General features: G+C 69.9%; 11 protein-coding genes and 2 pseudogenes. 3 read left to right on the forward strand and 10 right to left on the reverse strand.

What is annotated here, in order from left to right; translation table 11 throughout:
• Positions 1-53: 53 nt before the first annotated feature.
• The 6 genes and pseudogenes from E1288_RS44195 to E1288_RS49520 all read right to left on the reverse strand — a co-directional run bounded on the left by E1288_RS44195 (position 54) and on the right by E1288_RS49520 (position 7,074).
• A complete protein-coding gene (locus tag E1288_RS44195; protein ID WP_132495049.1) occupies positions 54-1,421 on the reverse strand; it encodes a translation initiation factor IF-2 N-terminal domain-containing protein in 1,368 nt (455 codons plus the stop codon).
• A 573-nt stretch (positions 1,422-1,994) separates the two neighbouring features.
• A complete protein-coding gene (locus E1288_RS50630) occupies positions 1,995-3,278 on the reverse strand; it encodes a tetratricopeptide repeat protein (RefSeq protein ID WP_408014316.1) in 1,284 nt (427 codons plus the stop codon).
• Positions 3,279-4,597 (reverse strand): annotated as a pseudogene (locus E1288_RS50635) (BTAD domain-containing putative transcriptional regulator); the annotation flags it as partial. It abuts the gene before it with no gap.
• 110 nt (positions 4,598-4,707) lie between these two features.
• Positions 4,708-5,718 (reverse strand): SEL1-like repeat protein, encoded by a 1,011-nt coding sequence (locus E1288_RS44210; protein ID WP_132495055.1) that lies wholly within the window; start codon positions 5,716-5,718, stop codon positions 4,708-4,710.
• Positions 5,719-5,762: 44 nt separating this feature from the next.
• Positions 5,763-6,692 (reverse strand): aminoglycoside phosphotransferase family protein, encoded by a 930-nt coding sequence (locus E1288_RS44215; protein ID WP_132495057.1) that lies wholly within the window; start codon positions 6,690-6,692, stop codon positions 5,763-5,765.
• 7 nt (positions 6,693-6,699) lie between these two features.
• The gene (locus E1288_RS49520; protein WP_235884247.1) at positions 6,700-7,074 is read right to left on the reverse strand and encodes a hypothetical protein; all 375 of its coding nucleotides are present in this window, start codon (positions 7,072-7,074) and stop codon (positions 6,700-6,702) included.
• Between E1288_RS49520 and E1288_RS44220 the strand changes: the two are divergent.
• Positions 7,013-7,688, forward strand: a pseudogene (locus E1288_RS44220) (MBL fold metallo-hydrolase). The gene E1288_RS49520 and the pseudogene E1288_RS44220 sit on opposite strands and share 62 nt — an antisense overlap.
• Positions 7,689-7,782: 94 nt before the next feature.
• Here E1288_RS44220 and E1288_RS44225 read toward each other — a convergent pair.
• Both E1288_RS44225 and E1288_RS44230 read right to left on the reverse strand, forming a co-directional pair.
• A complete protein-coding gene (locus E1288_RS44225; RefSeq protein ID WP_132495059.1) occupies positions 7,783-9,066 on the reverse strand; it encodes an MFS transporter in 1,284 nt (427 codons plus the stop codon).
• 137 nt (positions 9,067-9,203) lie between these two features.
• The gene (locus tag E1288_RS44230) at positions 9,204-10,346 is read right to left on the reverse strand and encodes an erythromycin esterase family protein (RefSeq protein WP_132495061.1); all 1,143 of its coding nucleotides are present in this window, start codon (positions 10,344-10,346) and stop codon (positions 9,204-9,206) included.
• A gap of 81 nt (positions 10,347-10,427) precedes the next feature.
• On the opposite strand from E1288_RS44230, the gene E1288_RS44235 reads away from it, so the two are divergent.
• Positions 10,428-11,156 (forward strand): TioE family transcriptional regulator, encoded by a 729-nt coding sequence (locus tag E1288_RS44235; RefSeq protein ID WP_132495063.1) that lies wholly within the window; start codon positions 10,428-10,430, stop codon positions 11,154-11,156.
• Between the two features lie 8 nt (positions 11,157-11,164).
• On the opposite strand, the gene E1288_RS44240 is transcribed toward E1288_RS44235, so the two are convergent.
• Together E1288_RS44240 and E1288_RS44245 are read right to left on the reverse strand one after the other, a co-directional pair.
• The gene (locus tag E1288_RS44240) at positions 11,165-12,100 is read right to left on the reverse strand and encodes an alpha/beta hydrolase (RefSeq protein WP_132495065.1); all 936 of its coding nucleotides are present in this window, start codon (positions 12,098-12,100) and stop codon (positions 11,165-11,167) included.
• 143 nt (positions 12,101-12,243) lie between these two features.
• Positions 12,244-13,440, reverse strand: a complete 1,197-nt coding sequence (locus E1288_RS44245) for an FAD-dependent oxidoreductase (RefSeq protein ID WP_132495067.1) — start codon at positions 13,438-13,440, stop codon at positions 12,244-12,246.
• A gap of 54 nt (positions 13,441-13,494) precedes the next feature.
• On the opposite strand from E1288_RS44245, the gene E1288_RS44250 reads away from it, so the two are divergent.
• Entirely contained in the window at positions 13,495-14,097 is a 603-nt protein-coding gene (locus E1288_RS44250) for a PadR family transcriptional regulator (RefSeq protein WP_132495069.1), read from the forward strand.
• Positions 14,098-14,217 lie beyond the last annotated feature (120 nt).

The following is a 14,217-nucleotide window of genomic DNA, read 5'->3' on the forward strand; positions in this document are numbered from 1 at the left end:
CGGTCAAACGGGCACGCCACCGCCAGCAGCGCCAGGACAGCAGGCCATCCCCCTCAGCGGCCGTCATCACCGCACCCAGCAAGACCGGACACCGACCTCGACCAGCCAAGATCACTTAAACGACCGGTATTGGGGTTAGGCCGACCGTATAGCCGACCGCTCTCGATGATCGCACTGGTCAACCCTGACAGCAGGAAGGTGAAGTTACCGTTCTCCTGCACCAGGCTGCGCAAGGTCCCGAGGAGCTGGGCGACCGAGGTCATGTCACCCTCGCTGATGTCGATTCGGTCCGACGGCGTCAGGTACTCGATCTCGTCAAGCATGAGCACGACCTTGATGTCGCTCCGAGCCAGCCTGCGCAGGGCCGCCTGGAACGCCCGCTTGAAATCCGAGATGCCCGTGTCACCCGTGAGTTGGCTGAAGTCCTGGGTGCTCAGCCCGCGCTGCCGGAGCTCGCTACGCAGATCATCGATCAGGTCCTGTAGCAGGATGGGGACTGGGTCCTCCGGAGGCGATGGCAGGCTCTCCAGGTCACGCAGAATGAAGATCGTTTCAGGACCAGAGAGGTTCTGCGCCAACTCCGAGAGTACGCTTGTCTTCCCCGCCTTCCTGAGCCCGAACAACCCGGCGACCCGCTGATTACGGATGTCGTCGCGAAGGCTCTGCAGAAGCTGTCGTCGGCCGAAAAACCGATCGCCCCGCACCGGCGTCGTTTCGTAGAACAGGTCGCGCTTGAAGACGTAGTCGCGCAGGAGCTTGATGAAGGCGATGGGGTCGCCGTCGTCGGACAGCTCGAGCGGAATGGCCAAGAAGTTGCCGGATGACCAGTCGTCCAGCTTCTCCCGGAGACGCTTGTCGGGCGCCCAGAGAAACATCATGTCGGGAGTCGCTTCACGCTGCAGCTGCTCGACCAGGGCTTTCTTCGCCGCACGGAAGGTCCTGATCTGCAGGTCTTTGTGCGGACTGTAGAAGAAGAACACTTCCCTGGTGAGCCCGAATGCGTTCTCGATGGCCTGACTGAACCGCACCAGGGCGTACCCGCAGTCCTCGAACTTGGGCACCCGGCCAGTAACCGAGTAGAGGAATTGCGATCCGAAACGGGCGAGAATCGCCTGGTGATCCTCGACCACAGGAAACGCCTGGATGAGCCGCTGCAGATTCCGCGACGTGTCGGGGTGCGTCGATGGCTCAACCGCTCCGGCGTTCCAGGTCGACTGGCGCGGAGTGGTAGCCCCGGCCGCGGTTGCAGCATCGTACTGGCCGAATGACTCCTTGACTCGTGTCGCCGTCGCCCCATCGACAAGACTGGAGGCACTGCGGACCGGCACACCGAGTTCGTTCAACCGCGCAAGAACGCTACGAGACGACATGCCCAGCGATCTGGCCAACTCATGGACCCGAACCCCCACGCGCGTCACCACCTCTACCGCGCCTCATTTCACGACACCATAGTGGACGTTCTCGAGTCCGGGGAGGGGTTCGGCTGATCTAGGACAACATCCGATGCGTCACCCGAATGGCCCTATAAACCCCTTCCCCGGAGTGGCCGGAGCCCACCCCGGCAGGGGAAGCGCTCGCGAAGACCGTCGAGTGGTGGCAAAGCGAGGCTCGCCACCTGAACCCGAGCTGTTGCAGCGGCTTGGCGGAACACGAGCGGCGGCGAAAGGCCCGCCGATCGGCACTCGCATGCTGATCGGCGGGCCTCCAATTGCGTCGGCACGGCCGGATCCGAACCTGAACCCCCCTTGTTCCCCTCTCCGAACAGGTGCGCATCCGGCGAAACCGACGTGACTGAAACCCCGATCACGTCACGGCCAACGCCCCGCGACGGCATTGCCCGCTTCGTCAGCTCGGTTCGGCCGTCTCGTGCGCCCCCTGCCTCCGATTCGGCCGCCCGCATCCGAAGATCGTCGCAAGCCGCGCTTTCCTCGCGCTTTCGCGGCGACAGCAGCGAGTTGGAGCGAATCCCGAGACCGCGGTCGGCCCGGCCGTGATCAGGTCGACTGCTGTTCCAGGGCGAGCGTGCGGGCTCGTTCTGCCTGCGCCTCGCGGATGCGTCCCAAGTCCTCGTAGAGGACGCCGAGGATGCGCCTGGCGTGGGCTTCGAGGGTCGCCGATCCGCATTCCCCGGCTATCGCCACGGCTCGCTCGCCCCAGTCCAACGCGTCGGTGAGCATGTTGAGCCGTCGGCAGGCGTTGCACAGATCGGCCAGGAAGCGGCCCTCCTCCGCGAGGTCGCCGGTCTGCCTGGCCTGCGTGTAACCGGCCACCGCCCGTTCGAAGTCGCGGTTCGCGTCGATCACGTACTGGGCGCTGAGGTCGGCCCGCACCTCGCGGTGCGGGAACAAGGCGTCGGCGATTCGCATCGATCGCTGCGTGTGGTGCACGGCTTCGGGATACCGACCGACGCGGTGGTGGAGCAGGCCGAGCCAGAAGTGGGCGATGATGTGCAGATCGTCGTCGTGGCCCTCCTGCAGGGCCAGCGACTTCTCCAGCAGGTCGCGCGCGTCGTCGTAGTCGCCCTGAAGCGTGTACACGCCGCCGAGCCAGGTGAGCATCACCGCCTGGCCTTCGTGATCGCCGGCGGCGGTGGCGGCGGCGAGGCCGATGCGATGGGTCTCCGCCCAGTCCTCGTAGTAGGTGTCGAGCAGGAAGAAGCCCCACATCGCATTGGCGAGCTGCCAGGCATGCGTTGACCGGCCCCCGTCCGCGGCGCAGGCGACCGCGGCGATCAGGCAGGCACGTTCGGCTCGCAACCACGTCTCGGCCTGTTCGCGCGTTTCCAGGAGGGGGCTGTGCGCGGGTTCGCTGCCGGTGAGGCTGAACCGCACCTTTCGCGGCTGGATGGTCTGGATCGCCGCGACCGCGGTGTGGAGGTAGTAGTCGAGGAGGCGCCCGGTCGCCTCGCGCCGCTGGTGGGCGGAGTCCTCCTGCTCGACGACCGAGCGGGCGTAGTCGGCGATCAGGTCGTGCAGGCGGTAGCGGTCGCCGCCGGTGGCGATCACCAGGTGCTCGTCCGCCAGGCCATCGAGCATCCGGCGGGCGGCTGTGGGCATCACATCCGCCAGCGCCGCAACGGAGTGGGCGGTGAAGTCCTCGCCCGGATGCAGTCCCAGGAACCGGAAAACCCGCTGCTCGTCGGCCGCGAGGGCGCGGTAGGACAGCTCGAACACCGGCCGGAGCCTTCGGGTTCCGGCCGCGATCTCCGCCAGCCGGTTGCCGGGCTCGGCCAGCCTGCCGGCCAGCTCCGCGAACGACCACCGCGGCCGGGACTGCATGCGGCGGGCGACCAGCGCGATCGCCAGCGGCAGCCGACCGCACAGCCCGACGACCCGCTCGACCGCCGCCGGCTCGGCGAGCACCCGGTCTTCGCCGACCAGCCGCACGAGCAGCTCTTCCGCTTCGGCGCGGGTGAACGCATCTAGCACCAGCGCTCGGGATCCATCCACCGCCAACGCTCGTCGGCTCGTGATCAGCACCAGACTTTCCGGGCTCGCGGGCAGCAGCGGGAGCACCTGGTCCTCGCTCGCCGCGTTGTCCAGCAACACCAGCGCTTTCCTGCCGAAAAGCCGGTCGCGGTACAGCGCCGCCCGCTCGTCCAGCCCGTCCGGGATCTGGTCTCCCGGCACACCCAGCAGCCGCAGGAATGACGCCAGCACCGCAGCCGGATACGCGGGCAGTCGATCGGCGTGCCCGTGCAGGTCGACGTACAGCTGGACGTCCGCGTACCGGCCGGTGGCCACCAACCGGTGCGCCGCGTGCAGCGCCAGCCGCGTCTTCCCCACCCCGCCCATGCCCTCGATCGACCGGATCACCACGGCCGTCGGGCTTCCGGGCGACGACAACTCCTCGTGCAGAACCCGCAGCTGGTCCCGGCGACCGCAGAAGTCCCTGATATCAGCGGGAAGTTGCTGGTGCGCGCTCACCGGCGCCGGGTCGGCGCGGGCGGGCCCGGGGTCCGGCTCCAGCGGCCGTCCGGCCAGGATCGTCGCTTCCAACGATCGCAGCTGCGGCCCCGGCTCTATGCCGAGCTCCGACACCAGGAGCTTTCGTGCGTCCCGGTAAACCGCCAAGGCGTCGGCCTGCCGCCCTCCCCGGTACAAGGCCGTCATCAGCAGCGCGTGCAGCCGTTCCCGCAGCGGATGCCGTCCGGCGAGTCGGCGAGCTCACCGACGATCGCGGCATGCCGGTCGCAACGGATCTCGGCGGCGTACAGCTCCTCGAACGCCGCCAGCCGGCGCTCGACGAGCCGCTGCACCTCGCCGCGCAGATCCGCGACGTCCACGCCCTGGTACGGCTCGCCGCGCCACAGCGCCAACGATTCGCGGATCAGCGCCGCGCCGTGCCGCGGGTCGTCGGAGCGTTCCGCTTCGTCCAGCAGCGCGCCGAACCGGTCGGCGTCCAGCTCACCGGGAAGCACCCGCAGCCAGTAGCCGTCCGGGCCGAACCCCAACCGCCCCGGATCGTCGAGCAGGCCCCGCAGCCGGTGGACCTGGAGCTGGAGCCGGGCGCGCCGGTCGGCGGCGGCCCTGTCGGGCCACAACGCCCGGACCAGCGCGTCCGCAGAGACCGGCTCGTTGGCTCGCGCCAACAGCATCGCCAGCAAGCGACGGCGCAACTCCCCCGGGACCGCGACCGCCGCACCGCCGTCACGCGCCAGCCGCACCGGTCCCAACACCTCGAACAGCACCAGCACCACCCCAGGGTTCAGCGGTTTCGGATGTGCGCGGAGATCGAGTCGCTCATCGCGCGGGTTTCGTGGCGGATCGCCCGGGTGGCCAGACGGTCCGCTTCGTCGAACTCGCCGCGTCGCCGGAGCAGCCCGGCGAGTTCGTAACCAGCCCGCGCGTGCCCCGCTCCGGCGGCATCGCGCAGCGCCGATTCCACCGCGTGCGAATCGCCGCGGCGCATGGCCACGACCGCGAGCCGGTACAAGCCGTCCGGGTTTCCCGTGTCCGCGAACCGCTGGAACCACGTCTCGGCCTCGTCCAGTCGACCCGCGTCGAGCAGCAGTTCCGCTAGGCCCGTGACGGCCCGGGCGTCACCCGCCTCGGCCGCCCGCCGGAACCACATCTCGGTCTCGGCCAGCCGCTCCTCTGCCCATCTCGGCGAGAGCATGGAGAAGGCTTTCGACATGGAGGCGCCGGAATCGAGGACGTGCGCCAGCTCGTACATGGCGGGCACGTGCCCGGCCTCGGCCGCCCGGCGCAGCCAGTACTCGGCGCTGACGAGGCTGAACCGCCCCCGGCTCTCCCGCCGCAGCCGCATCGCCACCTTGAACATCGCCACGTCGCTCTCGGCGTCGGCCGCCCGGTCGATCCACTTCGCCGCGGCCTCGTGGTCGCCGCGGTTCTCGAGCAGGATGCCGAGGTTGTTCATCGCTCGGCTCTCGCCCCGCTCCGCCAGCGGCCACCACGCGAATTCGGCCACGTCCCAACGATTCGCGTCGTAGGCCGCGCGCCCGATCATCCACCGCTCGTCGTCGGAAGCGTGGTCGAGGGCACCGCGCCACACGGCGTCGGGCACGTCGGCGACGTTCGCGTCCGCGGCATCGGCGAGGTAGTCGAAGGCCCGCCACGTTGTCTGCTCGACGTCGCCCGGCACGAGCAGGCTGGCGACCCCGAGCCGCTGCTCGATCGCCCATTCCCATGCCTCGGCCAGGCTTTCCGGGCGCAGCAGGGCGGCGTCCAGCAGGTAGCCGGTGTGCAGCTCGTCCAACAGCTGCCGCGGAACCGGCGAGGCTGGTTCGCACGCTCCCCACCTCAGTCCACAAGGGACTGTCTGCCGCCGAAGAGGTCGTGGTCGGCGAGGACTTCGTCGATCACGAGCCGTTGGGCGGCGGCTTCTACCGGGTCCTCGTCGATGCACCCCGTGAGCGTCAGCAGGGCCTTCCACAGGGCCCAGCCCCTGGCGCGCGCCCAGGTCGCCTCGTCGTGGCCGACCGCGTCGCGGAACGTCCGGCGGCTCTCGCCGGAGAAGAACGTCCACGCGATCACCAGGTCGCTGGCCGGGTCGCCGACACCCGAGGTCCCGAAGTCGATCACGGCCGCGAGATTCCCGTTGTCCACCAGCAGGTTCCCGTGGGCGATGTCGCCGTGGAACCAGACGGGCTCGTCGCGCCATTCGGTCGCCAGGGCGGCGTCCCAGACGGCGGCGGCCCGGGCCGAGTCGACGCGCTCGCCGAGGATCGCCAGGCAGCGGCGGGTTTCCTCGTCGTAGTGGCGCACCGGAGCACCCCGGTAGAAGCTGTGGGCTCCGGCGAGCGGGCCTCCGGTGGCGTCGCAGCGCTGGAGGGCCTTGATGAACTCCGCCAGCGAAGCGGCGAACTGCGACATGTCGTCGATGCGGCCCCGATCGGCTGTTTCACCGGGCAACCACCCGCGCACCGACCACGGGAACGGGTAGCCCTCGCCCGGGGCGCCTTCGGCCAGGATCGGCGGCACGGCGACCGGCAGCGACGGCGCCAGCCGCGGCAGCCAGCGGGTTTCCTTGGCGATCGCGGGAACGTAACCGGCGGCGGTGGGCAGCCGCACCGTCATGTCCGCGCCGAGCCGGTAGGTCCGGTTGTCCCAGCCGTCGACCTCCACCGGCGTCACGGGCAGGCCGCTCCACTGCGGGAACTGCGCATCGATGAGGCGTTCCACGAGGGCGGCGTCGATACCGGCGCGGCCGTCCGGGGCATTGGCATCCACCTCCCGATCATCGCGCAGGCAACCGCCGCACCCGAACAGGGCCCGTGGTCGCCACGACCGGGGTGCGCGCGAGCGTCGACCGTTCGGGTTCTCGGCGGGCGGCGGACCGCGCCGAATCCGATACTCGGCGCCGTGAATTCCTGGCCGCACCGGCCACTTCGCCCGGTGCCGCGGCCAGTCGACCGATGCGCCGGTCGTCGGCGCGGAGCCGCTCGTGAGGTGATCCCGTGGAGTTGACCGTCGTCGGCTGTTCCGGCAGCGCACCGTCGCCGGAATCGCAGTCGTCCGGATACCTGCTGAGTTCCGGCGACAGCCGGATCGTGATCGACCTGGGGAACGGAACGCTGGGGCCGCTGCAGAAGTGGATCGACCCGTTCGACATCAACGCCCTGTTCCTGACGCACCTGCATCCCGACCACTGCGCGGACTTCGCCCCACTGATGGTGTACCTGCGGTTCCGGCCGAACCAGCCCTACGACCCGAAGCAGCACCGCATGCCCGTCTACGCCGCCGGAAGCACCGAGCAGGCTGGCCGCCCTGTACGCGCCGAACGCGGAGCAACTCGCCTCGACCGACCTGTCGGACGTCGTCGAGTTCCTCGAACCGCCGGTCGAACCGGTCCGCATCGGGGCGTTCGAGGTACGCGCGTTCGCGGTGGACCACCTGTGCCCGACCTGGGGCCTGCGCGTCGAAGCCGAAGGCCGGGTGTTCGCCTTCACCGGCGACACCGGTCCCAGCGACGGGATCACCAAACTCGCGGAGGGAGCCGACGTGCTGCTGTCCGAGGCGTCCTGGCTCGACTTCCCCGACCAGCCCACCGGAATGCACCTGTCCGGCAAGCAGGCCGGCGCCGCGGCGGCCTCGGCCGGGGCCCGCCGGCTGCTGCTCACCCACTACTCGCCGTGGACCGACCAGGACGCGCTGGCCCAGGAAGCCCGCGACGCCTTCGACGGCCCCGTGGAGGTCGTCCACGCGGGCACCACCTACACCATCTGACCAAACCTCCTGCAGCACAGCGCGATCCGCAATTTCCATTGAAATCGAAGGTTCGATTTCAATGGAAATTGCGGCGGGGGCCTCGTTCTGCTTGTCAGGCGACGACTTCCGCGAGCTGGCGCCGCTTGGCCTCCTCGACGCCGGCCAGGACCTGCGGGGTCACCGTGCGCAGGAACACCGGCATGGCGATCAGGACCGCCAGGGCGAACACGGCGAAGGCCGCGCGCATGCCGGCGAACTCCGCGAGCAGCCCGCCCGCTCCGGCGCCGACCGGCATCGCGCCCCAGCTGAAAAGCCGCGCCGCCGCGCTGTAGCGGCCCATCAACTCCGGGCCGACCAGGTACTGCGCGATGGTGCGCGCGTTGACCGCCCACAGCGTGCCGCCCATGCCGCCCAGGAACGCGCCTGCGGCCAAGATCCACAACTCCGTGGTCAGCACCGGCGCCGCCACCATCGCCAGGGTGCCGACGAGGTCGGCGAACAGGGCCCACCGGCGGCCGATGAGCCCGTTCACCGCGGTGACCGTCAGCGCGCCGACCAGGCCGCCGATGCCGAGCGCGCTCAGCAGCACCCCGTACTCGCGGGCGTCCAGGCGCAGCACCGTGGTCGCCATCAGCGGCATCAGCGCCAGCCACGCTCCCCAGCAGGAGCACAGCACGGTCAGGACCAGGGCCATCAGTCGCAACAGGCGCTGCCGCCACAGGTACCGCAGGCCGCTGCCGATCTGGCGGCTCACGCTCGCCGGTTCCCGCCCGGCCGTCGGCGGCACGCGGAACCGGCCGACGAGGAACACCAGCAAGACCGTGCCCAGCACGTACCCGGCGGCGGTGGCGCCGAGCGCGAAGGCGCTTCCGGCGGCGAGCAGCAGGCCGCCGACGAACGGGCCGCAGAACTCGTTGCAGACCGTTTCCGCGCCGGCGATCCAGGCGTTGGCCCGTTCCCGCCAGCGCGGGCCGACCGCCGTCGGCGTCAGTGCCATCGCCGAGGTCAGCGCGACCACTTCCGCGATGCCCAGAACCGCCCCGCCGACCAGCAGCAGCGGCAGGCTGATCGCGCCGGAGAACTGGGCGAGCAGCAGCGCGGCGAGCGTCAGCAGGCGCAGCGAGTTGGCCAGCCACAACAGCTTCCGGCGGTCGAACCGGTCGACCAGCACGCCCACGTGGAGCGCCGCCAGCAGCCACGGGAGCGTCAGCGTCATCGACACCGCCGCCACCGCGGCGGGTGAGGCCGTCAGCGTCGTCGCGATCAGCGGCAACGCCATCTTGATCACGCCGTCGGCCAGGTTGGTGATCGCGGTGAACACCACCAGCACCAGCGTGTTGTGCGCACTGCGATCGCGGGGTTCCGGGGGCGCGTGCTCGGCGAGTCGGTCGGTCATCTCAAACGCACCTCGACGTAACCATCAAAACCGTTTTGATGGATAGTAGCGACGCGGATCATCGCACGGCAATCCCGCGAACGGCAGCACTGGACTGCGGGCGGCAGCCCCGCCCGCCACCCGCAGCTCCGGTCACGTCACTCCGGGATCGCGCCGTCGGCGATGTGCAAGATCGCGTCAGCCGCGCCGAGGATCGCCCCGTCGAGGGGGAAGTAGCCCTGCTCCGGCGTGGTGTCGGTGCGCGTGCGCGCCGCCGCGACCGAGGCGGCCTTCGTCAGCTCCCAGGTGGTGATGCGGCTCTGCAGGGCGCCCTCGTAGGTGTCCTGCTCGGGCTCTCCGAGGCCGATGGCGGCGCTGCGGCCCAGGCTGCCCGCGACGAAGGTGTACTGCGCGCCGAGCAGCGATGCGAGGATGGCGCCGGCCCCGGACCAGTTGATGTCCATGTCTCCCAAGCGCATGTAGCTCGGGCCCCGCTTCAGGTGCAGGTTGTGCGCGAAGACCAGCGTCGCGCCGCGGCGGGCCTCGATGTCCCGGATCTCCAGGAGGTTCTGGGCCATGAGCGCATCCCGGATGGCGGACAAGCCTGCGACCCGCGCGCTCTGCTCTAGGTGCTTCGCCGACTGCCTGTGGTATCGCAGCAGGCCGAGACCGGAGGTGAGGTGCGTCTTGGCCCTGAACCACTCGGCGCGCGATGTCGCCGCGATCAGTTCCGGTGCGCGCACGTAGAACGTGGTGAGCATGTCGTCGGCGATCGATCGCAGCTTCTCCGCCTCGGCGGTGGCGCCGACCGACATGGCCGGGTCCAGGATCGCCTCCGTGCGGCTCCACCGCTCGTCGTCACCGACGAGGCCCGCGAGGTCGAGGTCGATTCCCAGGTAGTCGCGGGCGAATTCGAGGTAGCTGCGCGGGCTGGGCGCGCTCATCATCTCCATGGCGGCGTCGAAGCCGTGGAAGACCAGTCGTTGTTCCGCGGGGCGGCTCTCGTTGTACTCGCGCATCCAGGCGACCAGCCGCCGGTTGGCGTCGAATTCCCCGAAGCCGTGGGAGAAACCCTCGCTCATCGCCGCGTCGAGGGTGCCCGCTCCCCCTTGGACGTAGTCGTTCACGGCGAGCGCGGCCACGCGATCGGTCTCGAGGGCGATCGACCGGAAGCCCCGGTCGGCAAGCTGGGCGAACAGTTGGTTGCGAAGCCGCCCGAATCCCTGTTCCAGGTGCGTCGGCTCGCCGAAGGCCAGCAGGTCGCACGGCAGGGTCACGAAGTCGTTGATGTCCTGACTCATGTGTCTGAATCATATCTTTGAAAGCTCTTTTGATAGTTCCGAAGCACTGGCCAGGGAGTGATGCAGTAAAGTCTCAAACCGGTGAGAAACTTGCGACCAGCCGACCTCGCGCGCGAGCACGGCATCTCGACACAGGCGGTGCGCAACTACGAGCGGGACGGGTGCCTCCCGCCCGCCGAGCGCACGCACAGCGGCTACCGGGTCTACACCCAGCTGCACGCGGCGGCCCTGCGCGCCTACCTCGCCCTCGTCTCGGCGTACGGCCACGCGGCCGGCGGGCGGATCATGAACGCGCTCCACGACGACGCGCTCGACCACGCCCTGCTGATCATCGATCGCGGCCACGGCCAGCTGCTCCGCGACCGCGAAACCCTCGATGCGGTACGGAAAGCGGTGGATCACCTGACGGCGGAGCCCGATGCCGCCCCAGACCGGCCGGAAGCCGCCGTGCCGCTGAACATCGGCGAACTCGCGCACCGGCTCCGCGTCACGCCCGCGACCCTGCGCAACTGGGAGGACGCCGGCATCCTCGTCCCCGCGCGAGACCCGGCCACCGGATACCGCCGCTACCGCGCGAGCGACATCCGCGACGCCGAGCTCGCCCACATGCTCCGGCGCGGTGGCTACCCGCTGGAGCACATCTCCACCGTGGTCCAGCAGATCCGGACCGCCGGCGGCACCGAGGCGCTGTCCCGCGCCCTGGCCGACTGGCAGCGGAAGCTCACGGCGCAGGGCCGCGCCATGCTCGATGCGGCCACCCACCTCAGCCGCTACCTGGGCTTGCTCGACGAATCCAGGCCCTCTTCCTGAGGGACGGCCTACTCCTCGGCCAGCCGGTCACCGAGCCACGACTCGACATCCCGAACGGCGGCAGCGGCCATCGCGGTCGGGAAGGAGATGAAGCCTTGCACGGACTCGGGGTACACCCGGACGTCCACGTCGCCGCCCGCGGCGGAGAGCCGGGCCGCCATCGCCAGATTGTCCTCAAGGGCCTTGTCCAGCCCGCCCACGACCAGCAGGGCCGGTGGCAGGCCGGTGAGATCGCCGTACAGCGGTGAGATGTCGGGGTCGGTCCGGTCGGCGACGTGACCCGCGTACGCCTGGACGAAGAACTCGTCGGCGATCAGCCGCCCGCCCGGAGATCGCCCGCTCAGGTCGTAGGCCCCGTACAGCAGGGCCGCACCGGTGAACCGCTCGGCCAGACCCAGGCCCCGCAGGCGGAGCAGGGTGGCCACGGTCAGGTTGGCTCCCGCCGACGCTCCGCCGATCGCCAGTTTCCCCGTGCCGAACAGGGATTCGGCGTGCTCCACGAGCCATCGGGCGGCGGTTTCGCAGTCGTCGGGAGCCGCGGGCCACGGATGCTCGGGCGCCAGCCGGTAGTCGACGCTCACGACGGCCACCCCGAGGGCCTCGGCCAGGCGGGCATTGCGGTCATCGCCCCAGGCCGCCGATCCGAGGTAGAAGCCCCCGCCGTGGATGTCGAGGAAGACGCCCCGGATCTCGCCTCCCTCGGGGACGGTGATGCGCACCGGGACCTGGCGCCCGCCGGCCTCGGCGAGGCGGTCGACGGCCTTGCCGCCGGCCTGGGCGGTGGAAGCCAGCCGCTCGCGGATCTGCCGCAGACCTTCGGGGGTGGCCGGGTCGGGCATCGGCTGGTCGGCGGCGGCGGCCCGTGAGGCGGCGTTGAACTTCCTGCTTTCCTCGACGTGCGCGGCCAGATCCTCGTCGATCAGCCGTTTCAGCCCGATCTCCATGCTTCTCCTCCCAGGTTCCGCTCGACGGCGCTTTATCCACACATACTTGCGGATTCGCGTCAAGGATCAGTCGAGCGCCGTCCCCGGCACGCCGTCGACACCAGACGATCGGTCGGCCATTGCCGACTCTGGCACTGCCGGTATCACCGCGCGGCCGTCGCCGATGAGTCCCAGTCGATGCGGTGACCGTACATCCAGTCCATGGACTCCGGGTTCGGCTTGTGCAGTTTGAAGATCAGCGGCAGCACGTGCCGCATCACGGGGCCGAGCGTCTTGCCGTCGCCGTTGCGCTTCCCTTGCGCTACAACACGTTCCACCCGGGTACGGCGCAGTGACTCGTACGCGGTGAAGGCGGCGGGCACGCCGTCCGCGTCGCGCAGGCACTTCGCGAGCGTGACCGCGTCTTCGATCGCCATCGATGCGCCCTGGCCCGATGCCGGCGAGGTGGCGTGTGCCGCGTCGCCGATGATGATCATCCGGTCGCGGTGCCAGGTCGGCACCTTCGGGAAGTCGTAGGTGTTCCAGCCCGCGAAGAGCTCGTCGCTCGCGGCGACGAGGTCGCGGGCGGGGCCGTCGTCCTCGGTGAACAGGTCGAGCAGTTTGGCACGCCACTGGTCCTCGCCGACGACGGCCAGCTCTTCCTTCTGCAGCTCCTTTGGCTGGCGCGGGTTGGCGAACCACCACACGTCGCCGTTGGGGTGGACGAGGTAGCAGTAGAAGCAGCCACGCCCGAAGACCATGTGCATCTCGCCAGGCTCGGCGTCGAGCCGCAGTCCCTTGGCATAGCCGCCGGTGTTGAGCAGCGGTACGTACCTCGGTGCCGGCGCGTTCGGGTCGATGATCGCGCGGACGGTCGAGCGCAGGCCGTCGGCGCCGATGAGCAGGTCGGCGTGCGCGGTGCTGCCGTCGGCGAAGGTGGCGGTCACGCCATCCCTTCCCGGCGTCGCGGCCACCAGCCGCTTGCCGTACTCGATCGGCATGCCGCGCCGCACGGCCTCGTCGCGCAACGAGCTGTAGAGAGCGGCGCGCGTGATGGTCTGCGTGCCGGTCCCGTCGGGTAGCGCTGCGCCGAAGCCGAACTCCGCCATCGATCTCTTCCCGCCCATGCCGATGGACATCTTCGTGGTCGCGAACCCCTTGTCGCGCACGATCGTGTGCAGGTCGAGCGTGCCGAGCGCGGCGATGCCGTTGACCGCCAGGGTCAGGAACGCGCCGACGCCATCCGCGCCGCGGTCGTACGCCTCGTAGACGGTCGCGTCGATGCCGGCCTTCTGGAGCGCCATCGCCGTGACCGGCCCTGCCACACCGCCGCCGATGATCAATGCCTTCGTTTTAGTCATATTATGACTATACATAGAATGACTCTTCGGGCAAGGGGTACTAAGGTCTGTCCCATGGTGAGGAGCATCCATCGGCGGTCCGTGCTGGCACTCGTGCTGCTTTCCCTGCTGGCGGAGGAGCCGATGCACCCGTACCGGATGCGCGAGATGATCAAGGAGCGCGGCAAGGACCGGATCGCGAACGTGGCGCAACGCAACAGCGTCTATCAGACGATCGACCGCCTGCTGCGCGCCGAGCTCATCGCCGTCCGGGAGACCGCCCGCGACGAGCGCAGGCCGGAACGCACGGTTTACGAGATCACCGATGCCGGCCGGGACGCACTGCGCACCTGGACCGCCGAGATGCTCGCGAGCCCGGCCCGCGAGTTCCCGGAGTTCCCGGCCGCGCTCGCCACCCTCATGGTCCTGACTCCGGAGGACGTGACGGCCGGGCTGGCGAAGCGGGCGGCCGACCTGGCCACCTCGCTGGCGGCCGACCGCGAGGCCCTCCGGGCCGCGCCGGAGCTGCCGCGGCTGTTCCTCCTGGACGAGGAATACTCGATCGCGGTCCGCGAGGCGGAGTTGAAGTGGGTCGAGGGCGTTCTGGCGGCGCTCCGGTCCGGTGAGCTCACGTGGTCGGAGGAGTGGATCCGCGCGGTGGCCGAAAAGCTCGCCTAGCCGCAATGCCGGTCGTTTAGGTTGTCGCGTGGCCGGTAGCCTGCGTGCTTGTGGATCTTGAGGCAGGTGCGGGCGCGGGTGTCAGCGTGGCCGATCGGGCCGCCGTCGGCGTGCTGGCCC

The organism is Saccharopolyspora elongata, from assembly GCF_004348985.1.
GTDB lineage: Bacteria > Actinomycetota > Actinomycetes > Mycobacteriales > Pseudonocardiaceae > Saccharopolyspora > Saccharopolyspora elongata.